At 72.1% G+C, this 25,085-nt stretch carries 25 protein-coding genes, 1 pseudogene and 1 riboswitch; of the genes and pseudogenes, 14 read left to right on the forward strand and 12 right to left on the reverse strand.

The features are described from left to right. Positions 1-32 precede the first annotated feature (32 nt). Positions 33-108, forward strand: a riboswitch (S-adenosyl-L-homocysteine riboswitch). A gap of 55 nt (positions 109-163) precedes the next feature. From BJ964_RS34385 to BJ964_RS34395, 3 genes are read left to right on the forward strand one after another with little or no spacing between them, the layout of a single operon-like run. Then, entirely contained in the window at positions 164-1,192 is a 1,029-nt protein-coding gene (locus tag BJ964_RS34385) for an adenosine deaminase (protein WP_188124539.1), read from the forward strand. A gap of 31 nt (positions 1,193-1,223) precedes the next feature. Then, positions 1,224-4,343, forward strand: coding sequence for a BTAD domain-containing putative transcriptional regulator (locus tag BJ964_RS49300; protein ID WP_188124540.1), 3,120 nt, complete (start codon positions 1,224-1,226; stop codon positions 4,341-4,343). A gap of 24 nt (positions 4,344-4,367) precedes the next feature. Next, entirely contained in the window at positions 4,368-5,570 is a 1,203-nt protein-coding gene (locus BJ964_RS34395; RefSeq protein WP_188124541.1) for an FAD-dependent monooxygenase, read from the forward strand. Here the strand turns inward: BJ964_RS34395 and BJ964_RS34400 are convergent. Beyond that, positions 5,558-5,953: a VOC family protein gene (locus tag BJ964_RS34400; protein ID WP_188124542.1), complete on the reverse strand. Its 396-nt coding sequence runs from the start codon at positions 5,951-5,953 to the stop codon at positions 5,558-5,560. The two genes, BJ964_RS34395 and BJ964_RS34400, sit on opposite strands and share 13 nt — an antisense overlap. A 34-nt stretch (positions 5,954-5,987) precedes the next feature. Between BJ964_RS34400 and BJ964_RS34405 the strand changes: the two genes are divergently transcribed. After that, positions 5,988-7,457, forward strand: coding sequence for a hypothetical protein (locus BJ964_RS34405; RefSeq protein ID WP_223149661.1), 1,470 nt, complete (start codon positions 5,988-5,990; stop codon positions 7,455-7,457). A 162-nt stretch (positions 7,458-7,619) separates the two neighbouring features. On the opposite strand, the gene BJ964_RS34410 is transcribed toward BJ964_RS34405, so the two are convergent. Then, the gene (locus tag BJ964_RS34410) at positions 7,620-7,985 is read right to left on the reverse strand and encodes a winged helix-turn-helix transcriptional regulator (RefSeq protein ID WP_188124543.1); all 366 of its coding nucleotides are present in this window, start codon (positions 7,983-7,985) and stop codon (positions 7,620-7,622) included. A gap of 47 nt (positions 7,986-8,032) precedes the next feature. On the opposite strand from BJ964_RS34410, the gene BJ964_RS34415 reads away from it, so the two are divergent. Then, positions 8,033-8,779 (forward strand): Rossmann-fold NAD(P)-binding domain-containing protein, encoded by a 747-nt coding sequence (locus tag BJ964_RS34415; RefSeq protein ID WP_188124544.1) that lies wholly within the window; start codon positions 8,033-8,035, stop codon positions 8,777-8,779. A gap of 65 nt (positions 8,780-8,844) precedes the next feature. Here the strand turns inward: BJ964_RS34415 and BJ964_RS34420 are convergent, their stop codons facing one another. The 4 genes and pseudogenes from BJ964_RS34420 to BJ964_RS49610 form a co-directional block, all read right to left on the reverse strand. Further along, positions 8,845-9,396, reverse strand: a complete 552-nt coding sequence (locus BJ964_RS34420) for a thymidine kinase (RefSeq protein WP_188124545.1) — start codon at positions 9,394-9,396, stop codon at positions 8,845-8,847. A gap of 62 nt (positions 9,397-9,458) precedes the next feature. Continuing rightward, positions 9,459-10,244, reverse strand: coding sequence for an alpha/beta fold hydrolase (locus BJ964_RS34425; RefSeq protein ID WP_229807320.1), 786 nt, complete (start codon positions 10,242-10,244; stop codon positions 9,459-9,461). 44 nt (positions 10,245-10,288) lie between these two features. Then, the gene (locus tag BJ964_RS34430; protein WP_188124546.1) at positions 10,289-10,765 is read right to left on the reverse strand and encodes a macro domain-containing protein; all 477 of its coding nucleotides are present in this window, start codon (positions 10,763-10,765) and stop codon (positions 10,289-10,291) included. Then, positions 10,737-10,976: pseudogene (locus tag BJ964_RS49610) on the reverse strand (CPBP family glutamic-type intramembrane protease); the annotation flags it as partial. The gene BJ964_RS34430 and the pseudogene BJ964_RS49610, both read right to left, overlap by 29 nt. 70 nt (positions 10,977-11,046) lie before the next feature. Here BJ964_RS49610 and BJ964_RS34440 point away from each other — a divergent pair. The 3 genes from BJ964_RS34440 to BJ964_RS34450 are packed head-to-tail and all read left to right on the forward strand — an operon-like array spanning position 11,047 to position 12,453. Then, positions 11,047-11,394, forward strand: a complete 348-nt coding sequence (locus BJ964_RS34440) for a DoxX family protein (protein ID WP_188124547.1) — start codon at positions 11,047-11,049, stop codon at positions 11,392-11,394. Then, the gene (locus BJ964_RS34445) at positions 11,391-11,957 is read left to right on the forward strand and encodes a histidine phosphatase family protein (protein ID WP_188124548.1); all 567 of its coding nucleotides are present in this window, start codon (positions 11,391-11,393) and stop codon (positions 11,955-11,957) included. The genes BJ964_RS34440 and BJ964_RS34445 overlap by 4 nt, the downstream gene beginning before the upstream one ends. A gap of 49 nt (positions 11,958-12,006) precedes the next feature. Further along, positions 12,007-12,453, forward strand: coding sequence for a nitroreductase family deazaflavin-dependent oxidoreductase (locus BJ964_RS34450; protein WP_188124549.1), 447 nt, complete (start codon positions 12,007-12,009; stop codon positions 12,451-12,453). Between the two features lie 154 nt (positions 12,454-12,607). On the opposite strand, the gene BJ964_RS34455 is transcribed toward BJ964_RS34450, so the two are convergent. Then, entirely contained in the window at positions 12,608-13,516 is a 909-nt protein-coding gene (locus BJ964_RS34455; protein ID WP_188127337.1) for an oxidoreductase, read from the reverse strand. An 82-nt stretch (positions 13,517-13,598) separates the two neighbouring features. On the opposite strand from BJ964_RS34455, the gene BJ964_RS34460 reads away from it, so the two are divergent. Beyond that, positions 13,599-14,099 carry a TetR/AcrR family transcriptional regulator gene (locus tag BJ964_RS34460; protein ID WP_203832741.1) on the forward strand — a complete coding sequence of 167 codons (501 nt, stop codon included), beginning with the start codon at positions 13,599-13,601 and terminating at the stop codon, positions 14,097-14,099. Between the two features lie 22 nt (positions 14,100-14,121). Here BJ964_RS34460 and BJ964_RS34465 read toward each other — a convergent pair whose 3' ends face one another. Both BJ964_RS34465 and BJ964_RS34470 read right to left on the reverse strand, forming a co-directional pair. Then, complete coding sequence (locus BJ964_RS34465) at positions 14,122-14,964, reverse strand: PhzF family phenazine biosynthesis protein (protein ID WP_262479402.1); 843 nt, start codon at positions 14,962-14,964, stop codon at positions 14,122-14,124. A 52-nt stretch (positions 14,965-15,016) separates the two neighbouring features. Next, positions 15,017-15,763 (reverse strand): SAM-dependent methyltransferase, encoded by a 747-nt coding sequence (locus BJ964_RS34470; protein WP_188124551.1) that lies wholly within the window; start codon positions 15,761-15,763, stop codon positions 15,017-15,019. A 129-nt stretch (positions 15,764-15,892) separates the two neighbouring features. Here BJ964_RS34470 and BJ964_RS34475 point away from each other — a divergent pair, with 129 nt between their 5' ends. From BJ964_RS34475 to BJ964_RS34490, 4 genes are all read left to right on the forward strand, one after another. Further along, positions 15,893-16,363, forward strand: a complete 471-nt coding sequence (locus BJ964_RS34475; RefSeq protein ID WP_188124552.1) for a YfbM family protein — start codon at positions 15,893-15,895, stop codon at positions 16,361-16,363. Between the two features lie 375 nt (positions 16,364-16,738). Beyond that, positions 16,739-18,046, forward strand: coding sequence for an RNA-guided endonuclease IscB (gene iscB / locus BJ964_RS34480; protein WP_188124553.1), 1,308 nt, complete (start codon positions 16,739-16,741; stop codon positions 18,044-18,046). Then, complete coding sequence (locus BJ964_RS34485; protein WP_229807321.1) at positions 18,039-18,959, forward strand: alpha/beta hydrolase fold domain-containing protein; 921 nt, start codon at positions 18,039-18,041, stop codon at positions 18,957-18,959. Before iscB ends, BJ964_RS34485 begins: the two co-directional genes overlap by 8 nt. A 106-nt stretch (positions 18,960-19,065) precedes the next feature. Next, on the forward strand, positions 19,066-19,959 hold the full coding sequence (locus BJ964_RS34490; protein ID WP_188124554.1) for a helix-turn-helix transcriptional regulator: 894 nt from the start codon (positions 19,066-19,068) through the stop codon (positions 19,957-19,959). On the opposite strand, the gene BJ964_RS34495 is transcribed toward BJ964_RS34490, so the two are convergent. Both BJ964_RS34495 and BJ964_RS34500 read right to left on the reverse strand, forming a co-directional pair. Next, on the reverse strand, positions 19,933-20,556 hold the full coding sequence (locus tag BJ964_RS34495; RefSeq protein ID WP_188124555.1) for a hypothetical protein: 624 nt from the start codon (positions 20,554-20,556) through the stop codon (positions 19,933-19,935). The genes BJ964_RS34490 and BJ964_RS34495 overlap by 27 nt on opposite strands. A 95-nt stretch (positions 20,557-20,651) precedes the next feature. Continuing rightward, a complete protein-coding gene (locus BJ964_RS34500) occupies positions 20,652-21,215 on the reverse strand; it encodes an O-methyltransferase (RefSeq protein ID WP_188124556.1) in 564 nt (187 codons plus the stop codon). Positions 21,216-21,324: 109 nt separating this feature from the next. Here BJ964_RS34500 and BJ964_RS34505 point away from each other — a divergent pair, with 109 nt between their 5' ends. Continuing rightward, a complete protein-coding gene (locus BJ964_RS34505) occupies positions 21,325-23,919 on the forward strand; it encodes a CHAT domain-containing protein (protein WP_188124557.1) in 2,595 nt (864 codons plus the stop codon). Here the strand turns inward: BJ964_RS34505 and BJ964_RS34510 are convergent. Continuing rightward, a complete protein-coding gene (locus tag BJ964_RS34510) occupies positions 23,916-25,070 on the reverse strand; it encodes a S8 family peptidase (protein ID WP_188124558.1) in 1,155 nt (384 codons plus the stop codon). The two genes, BJ964_RS34505 and BJ964_RS34510, sit on opposite strands and share 4 nt — an antisense overlap. Positions 25,071-25,085 lie beyond the last annotated feature (15 nt).

Consider the following 25,085-nt stretch of genomic DNA (forward strand, 5'->3'; position numbering starts at 1 on the left):
TCGCGGGCGTTTCCTTGATAGCGTCCCGGGTGCGGGCCGAGAGGCGCTGCGACGGATGGACATCCGCCACGCTCGGCTCGCGCCTGGTCGTAAGGGCGCCTCCCACCGGGAGGTCGCCCGCGCCGTGGGTCCCCGGTGGATGACACGCACGGGGACGGACACCATGGCACCGAACTTGACCGACTTCATCGCCGACCTGCCCAAGGTGGAACTGCACGTCCACCACGTCGGCTCCGCCTCGCCGCAGACCGTGGCCCGCCTGGCCGAACGGCACGCCGGCAAGACGTCGGTGCCGGCCGACCCGGCGCGGCTGGCCGAATACTTCACGTTCACCGACTTCCCGCACTTCATCGAGGTGTACCTGTCGGTGGTGGACCTGATCCGCGACGCCGAGGACGTCGCGACGCTCACTTACGACATCGGCGCGGGCCTGGCCGCCCAATCGGTCCGGTACGCCGAGGTCACCCTCAGCCCCTACTCGTCCCTCGAACGCGGCATCCCGGCCGAGGCCTACTGCGAAGCGGTGGAGGACGCCCGCCGACGGGCCGCCCGCGACCACGGCATCGAACTGCGCTGGTGCTTCGACATTCCCGGGCCGCCGTGGGACCGGGCCGCCGACGTGACGCTCGAACTCGCCCTCAAGCACCGCCCGGAGGGCCTGATCAGCTTCGGGCTGGGCGGCCCGGAAGCGGGAGTGTCCCGCGCCCGGTTCGCCGAACACTTCGCCGCCGCCCGGGCCGCCGGACTGCACAGCGTGCCGCACGCCGGCGAGTCGACCGGCCCACAGAGCATCTGGGAGGCGGTCCGGGACCTCGGCGCGGAACGCGTCGGCCACGGCATCGCCGCCGCCCAGGATCCGGAGCTGATGGCCTACCTGGCCGACCACGACATCGCGCTGGAGGTGTGCCCGACCTCCAACGTCTGCACCCGGTCGGTGCCGTCGCTCGCCGAGCACCCGCTGCCGGCGCTGGTGGCCGCCGGCGTGCCGGTGACCATCAACTCCGACGACCCGCCGATGTTCTCCACCACCCTCAACCGCGAGTACCAGGTGGCCGCCGACCTGCTCGGCCTCGACGAACACGGCGTCGCCGACCTGGCCCGGCAGGCGGTCCGCCACTCCTTCCTCGACGCCCCCGGCAAGACCGCCCTCCTGACCGAGATCGACACCTACGCCGCCCACCGGAAGCCGTAACGATCGTCGATGTTCGGGCAGAATTGGCCGGGTGCGGTTCGGGATCCTCGGGGCGACGGCGGCATGGCGCGACGACGGCACAGCGGTGGCCGTCGGCGGGCCGGCGTCGCGGGCCCTGCTCGCCCTCCTGCTCGCCCGCCCCGGCCAGGTCGTCACCACGCACACCCTGATCGACGACCTCTACGGTGACCGCGCGCCCGGCGACGCCGGACATGCGTTGCAGTCGCGCATCTCGCGGCTGCGGCGGGCCCTCGCGCCGGTGACCATCGACATGGTCCCGTCCGGCTACCGGCTGTCCGCCGACGCGGACGACATCGACGCCGGCCGGTTCGAGCGACTCGCGGACGCGGGCCGGCGGGCACTGGCCGATGGGCAGGCAGAGGACTCGGCCGCCGTCCTGGCCGACGCGCTGGCGCTGTGGCGCGGGGACGTGCTCGCCGACGTGCCCGACGCGCCGTCCGTGCGGGCGCTCGCGCACCGGCTGGAGGAGCGGCGCCTCGGGGCCGTCGAGGATCTGCTGGAGGCGCGCCTGCGCCTCGGTGGGCAGCACACCCTGGTGGCCGACCTGCGCGAACTGGTGGCGGGCCGGCCGTTGCGGGAACGGCCGCAGGGCCTGCTGCTGCGCGCGCTGGCCGCCGCCGGGGAGCCGGCCCAGGCGCTGGCCGCGTATGCCGAGTACCGGCGGCACCTGGCCGACGAGCTCGGGGCCGACCCGTCGGCCGAGCTCGAGGCGATCCATCTGAGTCTGCTGACCGGCCCCGTGACGGCCGCGAGCCCGGCGCCGGCCCGGCTCACCAGCTTCGTCGGACGGGACGAGGACCTCCACCGGGTCGGCGAGCTGCTGGGCGCGCACCGCCTGGTGACCCTGTACGGCCCGGGCGGGGTCGGTAAGACCCGGCTGGCCGCCGAGGTCGCCGCCGCCCGGCCGGACGTGTGTTTCGTCGCGCTCGATCCGCTGCACGGCGGCCCGGAACTGGCGGCCGCGATCCTGGCCGCGCTGGGCCTGCGCGAGAGCGGACCGCACGCCCCTCCGGTGGCCCGGCTGATCGCCGCCCTGGCCGCCGGGCCGACACTGCTGGTCCTCGACAACTGCGAGCATCTCGTGCAGGCCGTGGCCGAGCTGGCCGAGCAGATCCTGACCCACTGTCCACGCACGAAGGTGCTGGCCACGAGCCGGGAGCCGCTGCGGATCACGGGCGAGCACCTGTGGCCGGTCCCGACGCTCGACGAGGCCGCGGCCGTGCGGCTGTTCGCCGACCGGGCGGCCGCCGTGCATCCCGGGTTCACGCTGGACCGGCGTACCGCCGGCGCGGTGGGCGAGATCTGCCGGCGGCTCGACGGGCTGCCGCTGGCCATCGAGCTGGCGGCCGCACGGGTACGGACGGTGGACGTCGCCGACATCGCCGTGCGGCTGTCGGACCGGTTCGCCCTGCTCTCGCGTGGCAGCCGTACGGCACCGGCCCGCCACCGGACGCTGCGGGCGGCCGTGGCCTGGAGCTGGGACCTGCTCACCGACACCGAGCGCACGGCCCTGCGCCGGCTGTCCGTCTTCGCGGGAGGGGCCGACCCGGCCGCCGCCGCCCGGATCTGCGCGGTGCCCGACATCGCCGAGGTACTCGAGTCGCTCGTGGACAAGTCTCTGCTGCGGGTGGCCGGCAACCGGTACCTGATGTTGGACACCGTCACCGCGTACGCCGACGAACGGCTGGCCGAGGCCGACGAGTCGATCGTGACCCGGGACGCCCACGCCGGGTACTTCCTGGCCCTCGCCACCTCGGCGGACCCGCACCTGCGCGGCCCGCAACAGCTGACGTGGCTGCGCATCCTCGGCGCGGAGCACGAGAACCTGCACGCCGCCCTCCGGTGGTCGGTGACCGCCGGCGACATCGGGACCGCGCTGCGACTGCTGGCGGCGCTGGCCACGTACCTCTGGATGCGCGGCACCCGGACCGTCGCGGGCGACCTGGCGAACGCGGTCCTGGACGAGATCACCGACGGCCCGCCGCCCGGGCTGGAGAACGAGTACGTCCTGTGCGTTCTCGCCGCGGCGGCCAGCAGCACCGGCCGGGCGGCATACGAGCGGCACATCGCGGCCGCCCGGTCCATCGCCGTCTCGTCACCCCGGCCGCTGCACCCGGTCACCACGTTCCTGCGGTCGATGGTCGGCTGGGGCACCGATCCCGAGGTGCACACCGTGCTGGTGCGGCGCGGGCTGACCAGCACCGACCCGTGGGAGGCGGCCGCCGCCCACCTCGTCCGGGGATACCAGCGGCTCTTCACCGGCGCGGACCCGGTGGCGGCGCAGCGGGAGTTCGTCATGGCCGCCGAGGGCTTCCGTACGCTCGGCGAACGGTGGGGGCAGGCCCTGGCGCTGGGCTCGCTGGCCGGGCTGGCCGACATCCGGGCGGACCACGGGCGGGCGGTCGCGTACGCCGACGAGGCCCTGGTGCTCCTGCGCGAGCTCGGCGCGGTCGAGGAGCTGTGCGACCTGTACTGCGATCGGGGCCAGTACCGGGTGCGGCTGGCGGTCGCGACGGGCGCCGATCCGTCGGCCGCCCGGGCCGATTTCGAGGCGGCGGAGCGGATGGCCCAGCGGGCCGGACTCCCCGGGTACGTGGCGATCGCGTCGCGTGGCCTCGCCGATGTCGCCTACCTGGCCGGCGACCTCGGGCCGGCCCGGCGCCACTACGAGCGGGCCCTCGCCGACGGTGATGTGCGGTGGATCGCGGGCGCCACCAACCGGGTCGAGGCGATGGTGGGCCTGGCCCGTGTCGCCGTGACCGAAGGAGAGCTGGACCGGGCCCGGGCCGACGGCCTCCGGGCGGCGGAACTCGCGGTCATGACGGGCATGCCGCCACTGTACGTGCGGGCGGTCGACGTGCTCACGGACGTCGCGCTGGCCGGCGGAGACGCCGCACGGGCGGCGTCGCTGCTCGGTGCGGCCGCGGCACTGCGCGGTCCGGCCGAAGCCGGGCCCGGCACGGCCCGGCAGGAGCGGGTGGCACGACTCGCCCTGGGCGACGAGGCATTCGAACGGTTCCATGCCGGTGCCGCCCGGCTCGACCAGGGCGCGGCGCTGCGGCTGGTCGGCGTGGCGCCCGAGGTCATCGCCGGCTCACCGGCTGTCACCGGTCGGGTGAGCGTCCGGTGAGCGGCGCCGGCCACGCTGGCCGGCATGACTGTCACGCCTCGAACAGCGCGAACGATCCTGATCTCCGGTGCCGGTATCGCCGGCCCGGCCCTCGCGTACTGGCTGCGCCGGTACGGATTCACCCCGACGGTGGTCGAACGGGCGCCGTCGATCCGCGACGGCGGTTATGCCGTCGACTTCCGCGGCCCCGTCCACCTCGCGACGCTGGAGCGGATGGCCCTGCTCGACGTCGTCGAAGGCCTCCGCACCGGTACCGGCGACCTGTGGTACGTGGACGCCCGGGGCCGGCGCCTCTTCCGGATGCCCGCCGAGCAGACCGGTGGCGACATCGAGGTGCTCCGCGGCGACCTCGCCCGAGTGCTGTTCGAACGGACCCGGGACGGCACCGAATACCTCTTCGGCGACTCGATCGCCTCGATCACCGACGACGCCGACGGCGCACACGTGACGTTCGAGCGGAGCGCGCCCCGGACGTTCGACCTCGTCATCGGCGCCGACGGCCTGCACTCCAGGGTGCGCGCGCTGACGTTCGGCCCCGAGCAGGGGTACCTCAAACACCTCGGCCTGTACTGCGCGATCTTCACCACGCCCAACATCCTGGACCTCGACCACACCGGCCTGATCTACGGCGAGCTCAACCGGCTGGCCGTCGTCCACAGCGCCCGCGGCAACACCGAGGCCAAGGTGATGCTGTACTTCGCCTCACCTCCGCTCACCTACGATCGCGACAACCTCGACGAGCAGCGGGCCGTCGTCGACCGGGCGTTCGCCGGGGGCGGCTGGCAGACGCCGCGGCTGCTGGAGCTGCTGGCCACGGCGCCGGACCTCTACCTCGACTCGGTCAGCCAGGTCAGGATGGACACCTGGACGCGGGGCCGGGTGGCCCTGCTCGGCGACGCCGGATACGGCGCGTCACCGCTGTCCGGAATGGGCAGCGGGCTGGCGATGGTCGCGGCCCACGTGCTCGCCGGCGAACTGGCCATGGCACAGGGCGACCATCGGATCGCGTTCGAGCGCTACGAGAGCACCCTGCGGGCGTACGTCCACGGCTGCCAGAAACTCGCCGACGGCATCGCCCCGTTCATGGTGCCGAACAGCCGGACCGCCGCCCGTCTCGTCCGGCTGAACCAGCGGATGCTGCGGTTCCTGCCCTTCCTCGCGGACATGCCCGCGAAGATGGCCCGTAGGACGGCGAGCGCCCTGACGCTGCCGGCCTACCCGGACTGACCGCGCAGTTCGGCCTCGCTGCGCAGGATGCAGAACTCGTTGCCCTCCGGGTCGGCCAGGAGCACCCAGCCGCCGCCGTCGGGTTTGCGCAGGTCGGCGACCTGGGTGGCGCCGAGTTCGAGGAGGCGGGCCAGCTCGGTCTCGCGGGAGTCCTCGGTGGGGCGCAGGTCGAAGTGGACCCGGTTCTTCACCAGCTTCTCGTCGGGGACCTCGATGAACAGCAGCCTGTGGCGGCCGTCCCGGGAGAAGATCATGCACTCCACGTGGCCGGGCAGGTTGGGATCCTCGGGGTCCTCGACGTAGTCGAGAACCTCTTGCCACCAGCGGGACTGTGTGTACGCGTTGTGGGAGTCCACGGTGGTGTGCGAGATGAAGGCGGTCATAACAGTGATCTTCGCAGATCCTAGGATCGACTGCGTGATCGTGGATGCGGTGGTGGCCGGACTGGCCGAGAACCCGGCCGCGCCGGCGGACGTGCTGCTGCGCCGGTGGCCGGAGACGGCGGCCTACGGACTCCGGCGCCGGGAGACCCTGCCCATGGCGGTGCAGGAGGCGATGGCGGCGCATCCGTTGCGGGAGGTCCGGTCGGTGCTCGCGCACCACCGGGACGTCGATCCCGGGATCCGGGCGCGGCTGCTCGATGACGCCGACTGGGGGATCCGCCATGCGGCGCTGGGCCGCCCCGGGCAGCGGCCGCTCGCCGACCCGGACCGGACCCGGATGATGAGCGAGCTGTGTGAACCCCCGGCTGACGACCGGCGGCCGACCCCGGAGGAGCTGTTCGAGGACCTCGCCATGGCGGATCCGGAGAACATCCTCTTCGCCGCGCGACACCCCGATCATCGGGTCCGGCGGATCGCCGCCCTGCGCACCTGGTGGCGCGACGAGATGCGGGTCCTGCTGACCGACCCGGATCCGGAGGTCGCCGCCGTGGCGGCGGAGTCGATCGCCGAGCATGAGCGGATCATGCGGCCGGCGGACCTGCCCGACCAGCATTGTCACGCGTTCTGGCGCACCCTGCACCGGCCGCTGTCGCGGGAACTCGCCGAGCAGGTGCTCACCTCCGGCGACCGGGAGGCGATCCTCTCGATGTCGCGGAACCCGAGCCTGCCACCGGATCTCGTCAATCTTCTCGCCGGGCACACGGACCCGGAGATCCGTGTGCACGCCGCGTACCGGGAGGGGTTGACCGGCTCGCAGATCGCGCAGCTGGTCGCGGACGCGGAGGCCGAGGTTCGTGCCGCGATCGGCGCTCACGCCGGGCTGGCCGCCGAGCATGTGGCGCGACTGGCCGCCGACCCCGACGACGGTGTCCGCGCGGCCGTCGCGACCCACGCTCACCTGAACGCGGCCGAACGGGCCATGCTCGACGGCCCGATCACCGACGTGGCGCTCGCGGCGCGGTCGGCGCATCCGGTGCTACGCCGCCGGGCGGCGGGACGCCCTGACCTGCCACTGGATCTGGTCGCAGCGCTCGCCCATGATCCCGTCGACGGGGTACGCCTGGAGCTGGCCCGCCATCATCCGCACGCCCCGGCCGAGCTGTTGCTGCGCTGCTACCTGGAGAATCCTCGTCAGAGCGACCTGCCGTCGCGGCCCGGGTTCCCGCTCACCGGGCTGGCCCGGTTCGCCGACCACGCCGATCCCCGGATCCGGCGGCTCGTCGCCCTGGATCCGCAAGCAGACCCCTCGGTCCTGATCGCCCTGACCGAGGACCCGGACGCCGGGGTGCGCCAGACGATGGCACGCTGCCCACACCTGCCCGCCGATCGGATCATCGCTCTGCTCAACCACCCGGAACTGGCCCGGCACGCCGCCGCCAACCCCGCGATCGACGTGGTGGCCGTGCTGGCTCAGCTGCCGCCGCCCGAAGCGCCGGCACCATAGTCGCCGGGGGACCGACGGCCGCCCGCGGAGGGTTCGTCCTGTCCCGGATCCGGCTCCAGGAGCCTGGCAGGCATCCGGTAAGCGTCACTCCGGCTCCAGGAGCCTGGCAGGCATCGGTAAGCGTCACTCCGGCTTCAGGAGCCGGCAGGCATCGGTAAAGCGTCACTGCGGCGAGCGTTGCTGCCGGGCCGCCTCGATCTGCGGGGCGTGCTCGACAGCCCACTCGCCGATCGCCACGATCAGCGGCAGCAGCGAACGACCGAGATCGGTCAGGGCATATTCCACCCGGTCACCGGCCCGCCGCCGGCTGATCAGCCCGTCACCCTCCAGAGCCCGCAGCGTACGGGTGAGGATGCGCCTGCTCAGCCCCTCGACCGTACGATCGAGCTGGTTGAAACTGCGCGGCCCGTGCTGGAGCACCGCCAGCAGCAGCACACTCCACTTCTCGCCCACCCGTCGCAGGATGTCGGTCGCCACACAGAGTTCACGATCGGCCGAGGTCACGGGTAGGGGCAGGACCGGTGACATGAATGTGCCTTCTTTCCGGCCGAGTCCGGGCGGCCGACGATGCCAGTATGCGCACAGCGGTCATCGCGGGTGGGACCCGCGGCATCGGAAAGGCCCTCGCCGACCGGCTCGCCACCGGCTGGAACGTGATCAGTATCGGTAGCGCCGACGCCGATCTCACCTCGGTCAAGGAGACCCGCGACCTGATCGGAAGGCTGCCGTCACGCGTCGACGCCCTGGTGCTGTCGGCCGGACGGTTCTCCCCGCGCCGGATCGTCACCGCCGACGGTTTCGAGCAGTCGTTCGCGATCAACGTGCTGGCCCGTCACCTGCTCGCCGACGGGCTCCGGCCGGCCCTGGAACGGGCGGAGCAGCCGGTGATCCTCAACCTGTGCGGTGTCGGCGGCATCCCCGGCGGCCACATCCACTGGGACGACCCGCACCTCACCGACGGCTACCGGATGTTCCGCGCGATCCGCCAGGGTGCACGGGCCAACGACCTGCTCGGCGCCGGCTTCGCCGACCACTACCCGGACACCCCGATCCGGTACGTCCTCTACAACCCGCTGTTCGTCGACAGCGGCATGCACCGGCACCTGGACCAGCCGGCGCGCGCCCTGCTCGGGGTGACGGCGGCACTGTTCGCACAGAAGACGACCGCGGCCGCCGTACCCCTGGAAAGGCTGCTGAACGATCCACCCACCGCGACCCTGACCGCGTTGCGCAAGAACGTCCCGATCCCGCTGCCGGGAGCCGACGGCGCGGCCCGCCTCTACGCCCTGCTCGCGGACATGGGCTCAGAGACGGCGACGTAGCGACGGCAGCGCGCCTCGAATGATCCAGGGGGACGACGCGACGGTGGCAGCGCGCCTCGAAAGATCTAGGGGAGGACGACGCAGCGGCGGCAGCGCGCCTCGTAGGTGTAGGTGCCGTCGTCCGGCAGCGCCGTCGACGGGGCCAGTTCGCGGATCATCGGCTTGCCGTGCTCCAGCACCTGCGTGTGCGTGGCGTCCAGCGACCGGCACACGTCACACACCGCCCGCCGGTAGATCACCTCGGCCGGCGCCAGCTCGAACAACGCCCGCACCGGCGCGAACAGTTGACCGCGGTGATCCAGGTCGATCCCGGCGACGACCACCTTGATCCCGTTGCGGACGGCGGCCCCCAACACATTGATGTCGTCAACAGTGAACATGTGGATCTCGTCAACACCGATCACCTCAACGCCACCGTCAGCAGCACCGGCCAACGTGTGTACCTTGACCGTCTGCAGGCTGCCACCGGAACGTGACGTCACCGCCGTGTCCCGGCCATGACGTACCGACTGGTAGACGCGGTGCGGGATGCCGGCGTACTGCAACGGGGACAGCAGGCTGATCATCTCCAGCGACTTGCCGCCCTTCATCGGGCCGAGGATCACGGTCAGGTCCATGCCCTAGACCGTCCCATGATCCTCGCCGTCGAAGGACAAGCACCGGCCCCGGACGACCGCCGTCAGACCTGGGCTAGGATCCGGGCCAGCTCGGCCGGGCGGGTCAGCATCGGCCAGTGCCCCGAGTCGATGTCCACCAGCTCGACGTGCTTCGCGCGGGCCACCTCGGGCGCGTCACCGCCGTCGATCCAGCCGCGCGCCTGCTCCGGGGAGAACTCGGGACAGACCACCACGATCGGGACGTCGAACCGGCGGTCGTCGCCCAGCCGCACCGTCCCGCCGGTCACGCCTTCGGGCACCGGGATCGCCGCCGCGGCGAAGGCGGCCCGGGTGTCCGCGTCGATGTCGGCCGAGTCCGGCCCCTCGAACGCCTCCCAGCCGGGGAACCGCACCGCACCGTCGGCCGGCGGGATGAACGGAAAGTACTGCTGACCGTCCGCCCACGGGAAACCGCCGATCAGCACCACCGTCGCCACCTTCTCCGGCCGGGCGTCGGCCGCCATCCACGCCAGCGAACACGCCGCCGAATGACCCACCACCACGACCGGCCCCGCCTCCGCGTCGACGGCCGCCAGCACTGCCGCCACCTGGTCATCCAGCGTCGCCGCCGCGTTCCCGTCACCCTGCCCCGGCAACGTCACCGCCACCGCGTCCCGCGGAGTCGTATCGTCACCGTCCCGCGCCACCGCGTTCCCGTCACCCTGTCCAGGCAGCGCCGCCGCGTCCCGCCCTGGCGTGTCCCCGCCGCCCTGCCCGGGTGGCGCGTCCTTCAGGCTCGCGAGGACGCCGTCCCACGCCGACGCGTCGAGCCACAAACCACCGAGGAGAAGAATCCGATTCGTTGTCACGACCCCAACCTAGGAGGGATTCCGGACGATCAACGTCCTGTTATTCAGTCGAAGTCGTAGACCGTCGTCGGGATGTCGCGTTCACACAGTGACGCGACGACCATCGGCTCGATCCGCTCCCACTTCCCGCCGGACAGGCCGCACCCGATCCGCGGCATGTGCACCGAAGCGCCCAGCTCCAGGGCGTGCGCGGCGACGGTCTCCAGGCACTTCCCGATCGCCTCATAGCGCACCGGCGGCCCACCGCTGCCCGCCTTCAGACCGTGCTGGCCGACCATGTTCGCCACCCACAGATCCGGCTGGACCTGCACCAACTGCGTCGCCCCGAGCCCGAAATCGTTACCGGCCCGCTCCCGATGCCAGCGCCGGAACGCGCGTTCCGGCTCCGACCACCGCTTCGACAACGCCAGCACGAACCCCTTGCCCCACCCGCCGAGATCATTGCTCACATGCGCGATGATCTTCGGGCCCTTCGCCTGTGGGCTGGTGGCGTCACCCTTGATGATCCGCAATTCCAACATCAACAGATCTTCGCGTACGGGTGGCGAGCACCGCGATCGGAATAGCCCCGATCAGCAATCCCTGCCAGCTGCTGAGCCCCGTCGACCACCCGTCGATCCGCGGTTCCGCCGCCTGGCCGCGATGCCACACCGCGCAGATCACCCCGATCGTGATCAGCGCCGGCCACGTCCCGATCCGTTCCCGCAGCCGGGGCAGCAGACAGCCGCGCCAACCCCATCCCTCACGAGGAAGACCCGTTCCTCAGCTGTCACAACCGGTCCGCCCGTACCGTCCAGTCGACATGTCCACTGCCTACATCGTCGTCACCGCCATCGCCGCCCTGTTCAACGGCAGCGCTGCCACGTTCTACCTGATCGGCCACGAGTACCCGAAGGCACAGGCCGACATGAAGCGGATCCCACGCACCTACGTGCCGGTGCTGGGTTCCCTGCTCGCGGCGGGAACGGCCGGGCTTCTCACCGGCTTCGCCGTACCGGTGATCGGTCTTCTCGCGGCCGTCGGCCTGGTGCTCTATTTCAGCGGCGCGCTGATCGCCCACCTCCGCGTCGGATCCCGCAACCTGATCGGCTGGGCCGTCTTCTTCGTCACCAACGTCGCGACCCTGGTCGTTACAGTGATCCACCTATGACGATCACCGACCTCTATCTGGTCCGGCACGGTCTCGCCGACGGCGACGGCGACCTGTCCCCGCTCGGCCGCGAACAGGCCGACCGTGCCGGCCGGCGCCTCAGCACCGTCACCTTCGACGCGATCCACCACAGCGCACTGCCCCGGGCCGCCGCCACAGCGGAGGTCATCGCCGGACACGTTCGCGCACCCCGGCACGCCTGCGACCACATGATGGACCGGACGCCGTACCCCTCGGACCGGGCGAGCTATCCGGAGCGCTGGCATGCCTGGCTCGACGGGGTGCCCGCCGGGGAGCGCGATCCGGACGCGGTCCGGCTGCGGGCCGCCGTCGCGCATCTCGGCGTCGTCGGCGACACCGACCGGCGGGAACTGCTGATCACCCACAACTTCGTGATCGGCTGGTTCGTCCGGCATGTGATGGACGCCCCGGAATGGCGATGGATGAGCCTCTACCAGGAGAACTGCGCCGTCACCGTGCTGCGCTGGTCCAGCGACCGGCCACCCGCCATGATCAGCTTCAATCAGGAGAGCGAGGAGTCGCGGCCGTTCACGGCCTCGTGACTGGATACCGGGTTATAGCATCGGCGACAGTCGAATCGCGGAGGCGACCATGCGCAGACTCCCGCCACGATGGTTCATTCGAACGGCCTGGTCGATTCACCGGGCCCTCTATCGGTTCGGTGGGGCGCGGTTCAGCCTCAACCAGCCCAAAGCACAGAGCTACGGCCACTTCCGGCTGACGACCATCGGCCGCCGCAGCGGGGAGCCACGCTCCGTCATCCTGGGATATTTCGAGGACGGCGACAACCTCGTCACCCTGGCCATGAACGGGTGGGGCGCGCCCGAGCCCGCCTGGTGGCTCAACCTCCAGGCACATCCGGACGCCGAGGTCGAACTGTCCGACGGCCCCCGCCCGGTTCACGGCCGCGCCGCCGTCGGCGACGAACGGGACCGGCTCTGGGACCGCTGGCGTCAACTCGACGACAGCCTCGACGAGCACGCGGCCCGGCGCCCCACCCCGACCGCGGTGGTCGTTCTGGAACGGCGGACCGCCTGAGACGCAGCTTGCCGTTCAACCTCCAGCTCCGACCCGGCGTCGCTGCGGACCAAGCCCGCTGCGTCATCACGGCAACTACAGCGCGCGCCGGGGCGAGGGCGGAGGCGGACCAAGCGCACCTTCTCTGCGGCGGATCCGGACGTGAACAACGGTCTCAGTGCAGGGTTTCGGCGGGTCGGGGATAGGAGATGCCGGTCGCCTCCTGGGAGATTGTCCACAACTGGCGCCGCTGGGCCGAGTCGTAGGCGCGCCGGGGTGCCCGTTGCACCGTGGGGGCGCCTCTGAACTGTCCAGGTCCGCCCGGGCCGTAGTACTCGCCGCCGCGAGCGTGCGGGTCGGTTGCCGCGCGCAGGACGGACAGCGCACCCTCTCGGGCCGATTGGGTGAACAGCCACCCGATCGTCGCGTTGGCGATCCGGAAGCCCGGCGAGGCGTCCCGGAACAGGTCGGTGCGTGCTCCGCCCGGGTGTGCGGCGAGGCTGATCGCCGGGGAGCCGATCGCGGCGAGCCGATCGTTCAGTTCGAAGGCGAACAGTAGATTGGCAAGCTTGGATGCGTTGTAGGCCTTGGCTGGACGGTATCGATCAAGGCTCTTGGGGTCGAGGTTCATGACGGACCCCGCGCCGGCCGCTTTGCTGCTGACCGTGACGACCCGCCCGGCCGGCGATCGCATGATGAGGTCGAGGAGCAGACCGGTCAGTGCGAAGTGGCCGAGGTGGTTGACACCCATCTGCGATTCGAAGCCGTCGGCAGTGTGTCGGGCCGGCTGCCACCAGAGGCCGGCGTTGTTGATCAGAATGTCCAATCGGTCGAGGCGTTCACGCAGGGCGGCGCAGGCGCTCCGTACGGAGCCGAGATCGGCCAGGTCGAGCGCGAGAACGCTACCGTCGCCCGGTAGCTGTGCGACGGCGTCGGCGCCACGCGCCTGGTCGCGGGCGCCCAGCACGACGTGCGCCCCTCGTGCGCTGAGCGCTTTGGCTGTCTCCAGGCCTATGCCGGCGGTAGCTCCGGTCACCAACGCGATCCGGCCATCCAGCCGGGGTGCATCACTGAGTTGCCACATCACGTCTCCTATAATCGGAACGATCGCCCCGGTTACGATACGGAACGATCGCCCCGCTTGGCTACACCCACTGGAGGACCTCGTGCGCGCAGACGCCCGCCGCAACCGCCAACGCGTTCTGGACGCTGCCTACGAAGTCCTCGCCACAGACGGCGCCGGCATTCCGATCGACGAGATCGCTCGCCGTGCCGGCGTCGGCGCGGGCACTGTCTACCGCCACTTCCCGACCAAGGAGGCGCTCGTCGAAGCCGTGGTGCTCGACCGGATCGAGGCGCTCACCGCCAAAGCCCGTTCCGGAGTCGAGTTCACCGATTTCTTCCACTTCATGGTGGAAACCGGCCTTGCCAACCGCGCCGTCGCCGATGCTCTGGCCACTGCCGGCCACCAGATTCCCGCTCACGCCGAAGCATCCCTGAACGCCGCCTTCGCGGAACTTCTCCACGAGGCGCAGCAACGCGGAACCGTTCGCTCAGACATCACGATCGCAGATCTTCAAGCCCTGATCGTCGGCTGCGTGGCAACCGCACGACACCGCGGCGCCACCGACCTCACCCGAGTCGTCGTCACCGGCCTGCGGCCTTGACCGACCCGCAATGTCACGGGCTTCAGAGCTCGATGTGGCCCTCCAGGTAGAACGCGCATGAGCCATGCAGTTGCACCCGGTCGCCGACGAGCCGGCAGGCCAGCTCACCGCCACGCCGCGACGCCTGATACGCGAAGAAGGTGTCCTTGCCGGTCCGCGCCGCCCAGAACGGTACGAGCGCACAATGGGCTCCGCCGGTCACCGGGTCCTCGGGGATGCCCTTCGCCGGTGCGAAGTACCGACTGACGAAGTCGTACGTGCCGTCACCGGCGGCAGTCACCACGACCCCGGTCCGGTCCAGGCGGGCGATCGCGGCGAGATCCGGCTGGAGGGACCGGACGTCATCGGCCCCGGGGAGCACGGCGAGGTAGTTGTTCCCGTCGACCATCGTCTCGACCGGTGTGACGCCGAGCGCGGCCGACAACGCCGGCGGCAACGGCACGGCCCGCACTGTGCGAGCCGGCAGTTCCATCCGATAGGCGGTGCCCTCGCGGTCGACCGTCAGCGGCCCGCTCGCGGTGTCGAACACGACGCTGTCGCGGCCGGGTTCCAGCCGCTCGACCACGACGGCGCCCGCCGCGAGCGTCCCGTGCCCGCACAATGGCACCTCCACCATCGGCGTGAACCAGCGCAGCCGGTACCGACCCTCGGACGGTACGACGAACGCCGTCTCGGCGAGGTTGTTCTCGGCGGCCACGGCCTGCAGCAGGGCGTCATCGAGGAACCTGTCCAGCACCACCACGGCGGCCGGGTTGCCGGCGAAGCGCCGAGTGGTGAAGGCGTCGACTTGGAAGATCGGGACCCGCATGGCCTCAGCGTAGGGGGCGACATCCGCACCGGCCGCGCAGGTCACCAGCTCAGCCATGCGGCCCGGCGTCCCCTCCGGTGGTGATGTGGAACGCCGGACCGCCTGAGACTCAGCGGCGCTTCAGGGCGAAGACACCCCAGCCCAGGTAGCGACGCTGGTAGCGGACGTAGTTCAGCGGCGCCGTGTCCAGCTCCGCGCGGAACTCGGCGGCCAGTTCGTCGTCCGGGTTCTCGTCCAGCCATGCGCGGACCGTGAACCACTGGGCGGCCACATACCGGTCCCAGCTGTCCTCATCGGCCAGCACCATCTCCACAAGATCCCAGCCGTGCTCCCGGAACGATTCGACCAGGCCCGCCAGATCCCGGAAATCCTCCCGCGACCCGGCGCCGCTGCCCTCGACCGCGATCTGATCCGGCGGCTCCTCCCGCCAGAACGGCTCGCCGACCAGCAGCAGGCCGCCCGGCCTCACACTGCGCTCCAACAGCGACAGGGTGCCCTCGACACCGCCGCCGATCCAGGTCGCCCCGACACAGCAGGCCACATCGACCGGCTCGGCGGCGACGAAACCGGAGGCGTCACCGTGGGCGAACGTCAACCCGTCCTCGACACCGAGTTCGGCGGCGCGCGCCACGGCCTTGGCGATGAAGGCGGTGCTGATGTCCACACCCGTACCCGTGATGTGGTGATCTTTGGCCCAGGTGCACAGCATCTCGCCGCTGCCGCAGGCCAGATCCAGGACCGACATCCCCGGCCGCAGCCGGATCGCCTCCCCGAGAACGGCCAGCTTGGCCGGTGTGAACGGGTCGTGAATGCGGTGGTCCCGCTCCCGGACGACGAAACTACGTGGCAGATCCACTTCTACGATTCCTCACGTCGAACTCAACGATGACCTGAACGGAACCGACGCGAACACGCATAGTAGCCACCCCCGGAAGTCGTAGAAGGCCCACAACCTACCCCGCTCGATCGGTCCTATGATCGCGACATGCTGGGTGTGCATTTCGCGATCACCGCGGATCAGGAGCAGGCGCTGCTCGACGCGGACGGCGACGACGACGCGGTCGGTGACCTGCTCGGGGACATCGAGGAGAACTGGGACGACGACCAGCTCAAGGTCGACACCGACAAGGCCTGGGACGAGATCCACCGCTGCCTCACCGACGGCAGTCTCGACCCGGACGCCGGCGACTACCCGCTGTCACACGCGATTCTCGGCGGTCGCGACATGCACGACGAGTACTACGTCATCTACGTCGACGCCGGCCAGGTCCGCGACGTGGCCGGCGCGCTGCGCGACATCGACCGGGCCGGGCTGCGGCAACGGTTCGACACCCTGCTGCCGGTCGGCGAGCGCGACTACGACTTCGACCTCCTCTGGACGGATTATGTCGAGGTCGTCAACTTCTACCAGCGTGCCGCCGCCGCGGGACGCGCCGTCCTCTTCACCGCGACCTGAGCACCCGGGAGTCACTGTGGCGAGTTGGCAGGTCAGCTTCTCGGCCCTGAAGGACCGTGCTCGCGTCAGCGGGTTCGGTGTGGAGGGGACGGTTGACCAGCCCGAGGCACCTTGAAGGAGGTGACTACGTTGCATACGAGACAGTCGACCCACTCCGGCGTGCTTCCTCAGCGCCGGACTCTGGAATCCGTGTCAGCAGACAAGCCGACGAGAGCGCACGAAACGGGACACGGATACCGCGACCCTGTTGCGGTACCTGGTGTGCGACATGGGCGAGGGGAGACCACTGCCCCGATTCCGGGGCAGTGGCGTCACCCGGACGGGCAGCCGTCCGGAGACCGGGGCCGTAAGGCCCCACCAACCCATCATCCGGTCGTGTTCGTCCTGGACAAACACGGCCGGCCACTGCAACCGTGCACACCCGCCCGTGCCCGTAAACTGCTCACCGCCGGCCGCGCGGTCGTGCACCGGCACACCCCGTTCGTCGTCCGCCTCAAAGACCGCACCGTGCAAGACTCTGAGATCCAGGGGGTCGAGGTCGGTGTGGACCCGGGGTCGAAGGCGACCGGCGTCGCCGCGTTCACCACCCAGACTGGCGCCCGGACCGGGCTACTCGCCATCGAGGTCCGGCATCGGGGCGGGCAGATCCGCGACAAGCTGACCGCCCGGGCCGCGCTGCGCCGCGGCCGCCGGTCACGCAACCTGCGCTACCGGGCACCCCGGTTCCGCAACCGTGCCCGGCCGAAAGGCTGGCTCGCCCCGTCGCTACAACACCGGGTCGACACCACCATGTCCTGGATTGAGCGGCTACGCCGATGGGCACCAGTCATACAGCTACACGTCGAACGGGTCGCGTTCGACACCCAGCTGCTGCAGAACCCCACCATTCAGGGCGCGGAGTATCAGGCTGGGGAACTCGCCGGGTACGAGGTCCGCGAGTACCTGCTCGAGAAGTGGAAACGCCGCTGCGCCTACTGCGGCGCCTCGGGGGTGCCGCTCAACATCGACCACATCCACCCGAAAGCGCGAGGCGGCTCCGACCGGATCGCGAACCTCACCCTGGCATGCGTCCCGTGCAACCAGGCGAAAGGCTCCACACCGGTGGAGGTGTTCCTGACCGGCCGGCCGGTCGTGCTCGCCCGGATTCTGCGTCAGGTGAAGACACCGCTGCGTGACGCGGCGGCGGCGAGTTCGACCCGGTGGGCGTTGTGGCGGGCGCTGACCGGCACCGGCCTACAGGTGGCGGTTGCAACCGGCGGCCGCACGAAATGGAACCGCGCGCGGACCGGCGCACCGAAAACCCACACCCTCGACGCGCTACACGTCGGCGTACTCGACACCGTCACCCGCTGGCCGGGCACGACGCTGGTCGCGACGTCGACGGGCCGGGGCAGCTATGCCCGCACCCGCAGCGACCGGTACGGCTTCCCCCGGCTGCGCCTACCCAGGATCAAACAGGTGTGGGGCTTCGCCACCGGTGACCTCGTCCACGCCGTCGTCCCTTCCGGTGTCAAACGGGGCACGCACACCGGCCGGGTCGCCGTACGCAGCACCGGCAGCTTCAACATCCGCACCAAAACCGGGCTGGTCCAAGGAATCCACCACCGCCACATCCGGCTCCTGCAACGCGCCGACGGCTGGGCCTACACCCACCAACCCGAAGGACAACCAACCGATGCCTGACACGAAACGTCCGGGACGTACCGGGCTCCTCCCGATGAGTGTGGTGGCGGCCTTCACCCGGCTCGCTTACCAGCGGAAATTCATCAGCGAAGAGGCCGGGCTGCGGACGCTCGCGCGCCCGAAGGGACCTTCCAAGCCGCCTTCGGCGATCATGCGACGGTACGAGGTGAGCACCTCCCAGGAGCACGGCTTCGACCTACACCGGGTCCGCCCGTCCGGCCCGGACACCGGGGTGACCGTCATCTACCTGCACGGCGGCGCCTACACGAGCGAGATCGTCAGCCAGCACTGGTCGTTGATCGGGCACATCGCCGCGCGTACCGGGCATGAGGTGGCCGTGCCCATCTACGGCCTCGCGCCGGACCACCAGGGTCTCGCCGCCCTGTCGTTCGTCACCGCCGTGATCGCCGACCTGGTGGCCGAGGGCCGCCGCTGCTACCTGGCCGGCGACTCGGCCGGCGGAGGCCTGGCCCTGCTCGCCGCGCAGGCCGTCTCGGGCGAGGCCGGGGGAGTGGTCGGCGTGACCGCGATCGCCCCGTGGCTCGACCTGTCGATCAGCAACCCCGAGGTCGACCTGATCGAGCCCCACGATCCCTGGTTGCGCCGTCCGGGCCTGCGCCCGCTGGCCGCCGCGTGGGCGGGTTCGCTGCCTCTACGGGATCCGCGCCTGAGCCCGCTCTTCGGCGACCTGTCCTGCCTGCCGCCGTTGCAGATCCTGGTCGGGACCCGGGACATCACCCTGGCCGACTGCCGCCTGCTCCGCGACCGCCTGCCGTCCGCGGTCCCGCTCACCTACCACGAGGAGCCGGGCGCCCTGCACGTCTACCCGCTGCTTCCGGTCCCCGAGGCCGGCCCCGGCCGCGAAGCCGTCGTCACCCACATCCGGTCGACGACCCGCCTGACCCACCCCTGACCGCCGTCCGCCGCCCCCTTCCGCCTGCACCGGGTCAAAGGGGCGCTCTGGCCCGCGCGAGGCGACTCTCGCGCGCCGGGGCGGGACCGGCTAAAGTACCGACGCTGTGACCGAACCGGCCCTGCGCCTGCTGGTTTCCCTCCTGCAGACCCGCCCCGCCCGCCGCGCCGACCTGCCCGCCCTCGGCCTCGACGACGGCCCGCTCGACGAGCTGATCCGGGCCGGGTTCGTCGCGCAGACGGGCGACCGGCTCAGCTACGACGATCCCGCCGCGGTGCTCGCCCGGCAGGCGCGCGCGACCGCCGGCCTGATCGCGGTGCTGCCCGCCCTGACCCGGGAGTGGCAGAACCACCCGCGCACCACCGTCGGCGTCGAGCTCGTGCACGGCCACGAGGAGCAGTGGCGGGCCTGGGCCCGGCACGCCGCGCTGACCCCGCCGCGCGCCCCGATCAACCTCTACCCGTCGCTGGACGTCCTGCGCGACGTCATCGCCCCCAGCCTCGCCGATGTCGTCGGCCCGTACCCCGAGGGCATGCGGCACGCCCGCGCCGTGCTGCCCGCCGCGGCCGTGGTCACCGACGACGACCGGGCCGTGATCGACGTGCTGATCCGGGCGGGCCTGCGGGTCCGGCTGGCCCGCCGGGTGGAGAGCTGGCTCTACTCCGACCCCGAGGTGCTGTGCGCGCTGCCGCTGACCTGGGGCGAGCACCCGCCGCCCAGCATCATGATCGTCCACGATCCGGCGATCCGGGCGCTCACCGCCGCGTACTGCGAGACGGTCTGGCAGGCCGCCGCGCAGTACCGGACGCCGAAGCCGGAGTTCCACGAGGTGCTGCGCATGCTCGCGCTCGGCATGTCCGACCGGGCGATCGCCACCGCGCAGTGCACCTCGCAGCGCACCGTCGAGCGCAGGATCGCCGAGGCGATGGCCCACTACGACGTGGGCACCCGCTTCGAGCTCGGCATGGCCTGGTCAGCGGAACAGGTAGACGAAGGGTGATCCCTGCGCCTGCAGATTGAGGACGCCGTCCACGCACGTGTACGTCATCGGGACGTCGCCCAGCGAGTTCTCCGGCACCGGGATCGGCGCGTTCGCCGAACGCCCGTTGATCGTGACCTTGTTGTCAATCTTGATGCCGCCGGTCCACGCGCCCTGCGGGGTGAGCGTGTTCCCGTCGACCTGCCACCCGCCGGACGCGGTCCCGGTGTGCTTCTGGGTGACCCTCATGGTCATCCCGCCGCTCAGGTCCGCCGTGATCGTCGTGGTGATGCCGTTGGTGAAGGTCGCCTTGAGCGCCGGTGTCACCGTCAGGGTCTGATCGCCGGTCATGTGCACGCCGGTCACGTCGATCCCGCGCATCACGCCCTGCAGCTGGGTCTCCAGGTCCGTTTTGGACACGTGCCACGGGCTGCCCTCGATCAGGCACCGCAACTCGGCCGAACCCGTCAGCTCCGGGCTCGGCGCCGCCTCCGTCCCCCCGGCCGCCTCGGCCGCCCCGGCCGCTTCGGGGCCTCCGGCCGCGGCCGGCTCATCGTTGCGGCACCCGCCCAGGACCACCGTCGCCAGCCCCGCCATCACCATGATCGCTCGCTTCACAGCCGCACCCTAAGGCCGCGGACCTGCCGGGCAGCGCGGGTTCGCGCGGCGGACCACCGACGTGGCGGAGATCCGCCGCCCCTCGCCCGGTTCCGTCAGCGGCGGCGGGTGGCGACGGTGAAGCCGGAGCCGGCCGGCAGCTGGACCGACACCAGGTCCGGGTGGTTGGCCAGGGCCTCCTCCACCCGGGTGACGGCGGCCCGGTGCTCCGGCTCCGGGTAGCGTGCCAGGTCCATGTCGTCGACGATCAGGACACCGCCGGGGGACAGGGCGGCCAGGGTCAGGTCGAGGCCCTCCCACTTGCCGGCCAGCGCGTCCGCGAAGATCAGGTCGAAGGTGCCCAGTGTGGGCAGCAGGGCGCCGGCGTCGCCGGTTAGGATCTCCACGAACGGCGGCCAGTCCCCGGCCCGGACCGCGGCGGCCAGGCCGGCGTCCAGCTCCACCGTGGTCACGGTGGCGTCGGTTCGGCCGGTCAGGCCGCTGACCAGCCAGGACGTGCCTACGCCGGCGCCGGTGCCCAGCTCCAGGACCCGGCCGCCGGGCGGGACGGCGGCGGCGAGGGTGGCCAGCAGCGGGCCGGCCGGGTCCTCACAGGACATCGGGAAGTCCAGTTCGGCGGCACGGCGCCAGGCCTTCTCCACCAGGGCGGGCACGGGCACGGCGACTCCTTTACAGCGCTGCAATGATCATCGGGAGGCTACCGTAAACCTCATTGCGTCCGCCGTCTTGTTAAGTGTCTGGTAAGGCAGAGAGCGGCGGGAGTCCACAGTGCGGGAACGCGATCTGGAAGACGAGGCCGGCACCGCCATGCGGCTGGTCCCCACCGACCCCTGGCAGGCGCGGGCCACCGCGCTGCGGGTCCGGGCTGCCGCGCGCCGGGCCGGGGATCCCGCGGCCGAGTCGGCCGCCGAGCGGGTGCTCGGCCTGGCCGGGCGGGAGTCCCACAGCGTGCGCTCGGCCGCCCGGCACCTGCGGCGGGCGGTCGCCGTCGCCGACGGCGCCGGCCTTGCGGTGCACGCGGCCCGGGCCCGGATGACGCTCGCCCTGGTGCGGGCCGATCAGGGCGACATCCATGAAGCGGTACGCCTCGGCGAGGCCGCCGCCGCGCACCTGGAAGGACTGGAAGCGGCCCGGCTACGGCATCAGCTGGCCGTCGTCGCCCAGCGGCAGGGCCTGCTGGAGGCCGCGCTGCGCCAGTACGGCGGCGCCCTGACCGTCTTCCGGCGCGAGGGCGACCTGCTGTGGGAGGCGAAACTGCTGAACAACCGGGGTGTGCTCCAGGCGTACCGGGGAAGGCCGGACGCCGCCGAGGCCGACCTGGTCCGCGCCGAGCAGCTCTACCGGCAGCTGGAGCAGGACCTGGCGGTCGCCGACGTGCGCTGGAACCGGGGCTTCGCGGCCGGGCGGGCCGGCCGGATCGTCACCGCCCTCACCCACCTGGACGCGGCCGAGGAGCATTACACCGCCCACCACCTGTCCCCGGCAATGATCATGATGGACCGGTGTGACGTGCTGCTCTCGGCCGGCCTGCACGACGAGGCGCGGGACGTGGCGGCCGCCGCCGTCGCCGAGCTCAGCCGCCGCCGGATGACCGCCGACCTGGCCGAGGCCCGCCTGCTGCTCGCCGCCGCCGCGCTGGCCTGCGGCGACCTGGAGTCCGCCCGGCACGCCGCCCGCCTGGCCGGCCGCTCCTTCGACCAGCAGGCCCGGCCCGGCTGGGCGGCGGTGGCCCACTACACGCTGCTGCGCACCGACTGGGCGGACGGCCAGCGCGGGCCGGCCGTGCTGCGGGCCGCGCTGGCCGCCGCCGCCGAACTGCGGACCGCCGGATGGGCTGCCCCGGCCGCCGACGCCACCCTGATCGCCGCCCGCTGCGCGCTCGCCGCCGGCCGCACCGCGCAGGCCACCGAACTGCTGCGGCAGGCCGGGCGCGCCCGGTCCGGCGGGCCGGCCGCCCAGCGGGTCAGCGCCTGGCACGCCGAGGCGCTGCTGCGGATCGCCGCCGGTGACCGCGGTGGCGCCCAGGCGGCGCTGCGGGCCGGGCTGCGGGCGCTCGACGAGCACCGGCTCACCCTCGGCGCCACCGAACTGCGGGTGCGGGCCGCCGAACACGGCCTCGACCTGGTCGCCACCGCCCTGTCGCTGGCGGTGGCGGACGGGTCGGCGCGGGACATGCTCACCTGGGCCGAACGCGGCCGGGCCGCCGCCCAGCAACTGCGCCCCGCCCGGCCGCCCACCGATCCACGGCTGGCCGCCGAGATCGCCGAACTGCGGGCGGTCGCCGCCGAACGGGAACAGGCGCTCGCCGAAGGACGCGACGCGCGCCGGCAGAGTCAGCGCCAGACCCAGCTGGAACGGTCGATCCGCGAGCGCGTACGGCGTACCCGGCCCGAAAGAAGCCTGGCGCACGCGGCCGGAACCGGCCCCGCCGCCCTGACCACCCACCTGGCCGGCCGGGTCCTGATCGAACTGATCAGCGTGGCCGGCACGCTGCACGCCGTGGTGCTGGCCGGCGGGCGGCTGAGCCGGCACGAACTGGGGCCGGTCGAGCAGATCAACGCCGAGGTACGGGCACTGCGGTTCGCCCTGCACCGGATGGCGGTGCGTGACCTGCCGGTGCGGTCCGGGGCGAAACGCCTGGACCGGATGCTGTTCGGCCCGCTGCGGGCGCGGATCGGTGACGCCGATCTGGTGATCGTGCCGTCCGGGCGGCTGCACGGGGTGCCGTGGCGGATGCTGCCCGGCTGCCAGGACCGTGCCGTGGCCATCGCGCCCAGCGCGGCGGCCTGGCTGCGGGCCGTCGCCGCCGTTCCGGCCGGTGACCGGACCGTGCTGGTCGCCGGGCCGGGCCTGCCGGGCGCCGCCGACGAGATCGGGTCGCTGTCCGCCAGCTATCCGGGGACTCCGGCGCTGACCGGCCCGGACGCCGCGGTGACCCGGGTGCTGCGGGCCATCGACGGCGCCGGGCGGGTGCACATCGCCGCGCACGGCACCTTCCGCGCCGACAATCCGCAGTTCTCGGCGATACGGCTGGGCGACGGGCCGCTCACCGCCTACGACCTGGAGACGCTGCGCCGCCCGCCCGGCCTGGTGGTGCTGTCCGCCTGCGACTCCGGCCTGTCCACCGTGCACCGCGGCGACGAGGTGATGGGGTTCGCGGCGGCGCTGCTCGCGATGGGCGCCCGGTCGGTGATCGCCACGGTCGCGCCGGTCCGCGACGGCGCCACCCTCGAGGTGATGCTCCACCTGCACGAGCAACTCCGGGCCGGGCGGGGGCCGGCGGCCGCGCTGGCCGCCGCACAGGACGCCGCCGCGGTCGACGATCCGGCCGCGGCGGCATTCGTGTGTTACGGAGCGGGTTAGGGCGCCAGGAAGTCCGGCGGCGCGTCCAGGAAGCCGCCGTACCGCCGGAACCCGCCGGTCAGGCCGGCCTTCAGCTTCTCCGCGGCGTCCGCGGCCGTCCCGTTCTCCATGGTGCCGGCCGCGATCCGGGCCGCCAGATAGGGCGCCGAGAACGAGGTGCCGCTCCAGGCGATGTAGCCGGTCGAGACGACCGGCACCCCGCTGGCCGTGTAGTTCCAGGTGCCGGCCGGGTACGCGCAGTGCACCCCCACGCCGGGCGCGCACGCCGTGATCCAGTCCCCGGAGTTGCTGAACGACGCCGGAACCTTCTGCCCGCCGGTGGTGTCGATGGCGGCCACCGAGGTCACCCGGGTGGCCCGGGCCGGGAAGTAGTCCTCGATCTCCGCCTCGGTGTTGCCGGCCGAGGCGACCAGCACCGTCCCCGGCGGCAGGACGTCGAACATGGTGGCGAGCTCGTCGACGCTCTCCTCGGGCAGCAGCGCGCCGCCCAGCGACATGACGATGATCTCGGCGCCGGCCGCCGCGGCCCGCCCGATCGCGGCGGTGAGGTTCAGCTCGTCGGTGATACCGAACTGGCTCAGCACCTGGATCGACGTCAGCACGGCGTTGGGCGCGTACCGGGCCACGATCCCGGCCACCGCGGTCCCGTGCCCGCCCATCAGGCTGATCGCCTGCGTGGCCGGGTTCTCGTAGACGGTGTCCAGCTCGTGCGTGCCGTGCAACGGGTGCTGGGCGAAGATCGGCAGCGCCAGCGACGCCGGATCCATGCCGGTGTCCAGGATCGCCACCTTCACCGGACGGCTGCCCTCCACCGGGGCCTGCGGAGCGGGAAGCGGGTAGGGGGTGGGCCGCGGGTCCGTGCCGGCGCCACCGTGCAGTTTCGGCTGGCCGGTGAAGATCCCGTTGCCGGCGAAGACGTGGTTCAGGCCGACCCGGGGACGGTCCGGACGGTTCCGCAGCCGCCGGACGATCGCCGGCGCGTCCAGCGTGGAACGACGTGCACGGCCGTCGCCGGCGCCGGGCAGGACGAAGCGGGTCACCCGGGACATGCCGCGGCCCGCCACCCCCGGGCGACGGGCTCCCAGCTCGTTCTCCAGTTCACCTTGGACCACCCCCACGTCGGGGGTCGCGACGAGAACCTCGTCGGCCATGTAGTAGACGTTGCC

This window comes from Actinoplanes lobatus (assembly GCF_014205215.1).
GTDB lineage: Bacteria > Actinomycetota > Actinomycetes > Mycobacteriales > Micromonosporaceae > Actinoplanes > Actinoplanes lobatus.

Excerpts from the sequence above, each read along its gene's own strand:
- BJ964_RS34385 (WP_188124539.1), top strand. The coding sequence starts at position 164 with ATGGCACCGAACTTGACCGACTTCATCGCCGACCTGCCCAAGGTGGAA.
- BJ964_RS34395 (WP_188124541.1), top strand. The coding sequence starts at position 4,368 with ATGACTGTCACGCCTCGAACAGCGCGAACGATCCTGATCTCCGGTGCC.
- BJ964_RS34400 (WP_188124542.1), bottom strand. The coding sequence starts at position 5,953 with ATGACCGCCTTCATCTCGCACACCACCGTGGACTCCCACAACGCGTAC.
- BJ964_RS34410 (WP_188124543.1), bottom strand. The coding sequence starts at position 7,985 with ATGTCACCGGTCCTGCCCCTACCCGTGACCTCGGCCGATCGTGAACTC.
- BJ964_RS34415 (WP_188124544.1), top strand. The coding sequence starts at position 8,033 with ATGCGCACAGCGGTCATCGCGGGTGGGACCCGCGGCATCGGAAAGGCC.
- BJ964_RS34420 (WP_188124545.1), bottom strand. The coding sequence starts at position 9,396 with ATGGACCTGACCGTGATCCTCGGCCCGATGAAGGGCGGCAAGTCGCTG.
- BJ964_RS34430 (WP_188124546.1), bottom strand. The coding sequence starts at position 10,765 with ATGTTGGAATTGCGGATCATCAAGGGTGACGCCACCAGCCCACAGGCG.
- BJ964_RS34440 (WP_188124547.1), top strand. The coding sequence starts at position 11,047 with ATGTCCACTGCCTACATCGTCGTCACCGCCATCGCCGCCCTGTTCAAC.
- BJ964_RS34445 (WP_188124548.1), top strand. The coding sequence starts at position 11,391 with ATGACGATCACCGACCTCTATCTGGTCCGGCACGGTCTCGCCGACGGC.
- BJ964_RS34450 (WP_188124549.1), top strand. The coding sequence starts at position 12,007 with ATGCGCAGACTCCCGCCACGATGGTTCATTCGAACGGCCTGGTCGATT.
- BJ964_RS34455 (WP_188127337.1), bottom strand. The coding sequence starts at position 13,516 with ATGTGGCAACTCAGTGATGCACCCCGGCTGGATGGCCGGATCGCGTTG.
- BJ964_RS34465 (WP_262479402.1), bottom strand. The coding sequence starts at position 14,964 with ATGGCTGAGCTGGTGACCTGCGCGGCCGGTGCGGATGTCGCCCCCTAC.
- BJ964_RS34475 (WP_188124552.1), top strand. The coding sequence starts at position 15,893 with ATGCTGGGTGTGCATTTCGCGATCACCGCGGATCAGGAGCAGGCGCTG.
- BJ964_RS34485 (WP_229807321.1), top strand. The coding sequence starts at position 18,039 with ATGCCTGACACGAAACGTCCGGGACGTACCGGGCTCCTCCCGATGAGT.
- BJ964_RS34510 (WP_188124558.1), bottom strand. The coding sequence starts at position 25,070 with ATGGCCGACGAGGTTCTCGTCGCGACCCCCGACGTGGGGGTGGTCCAA.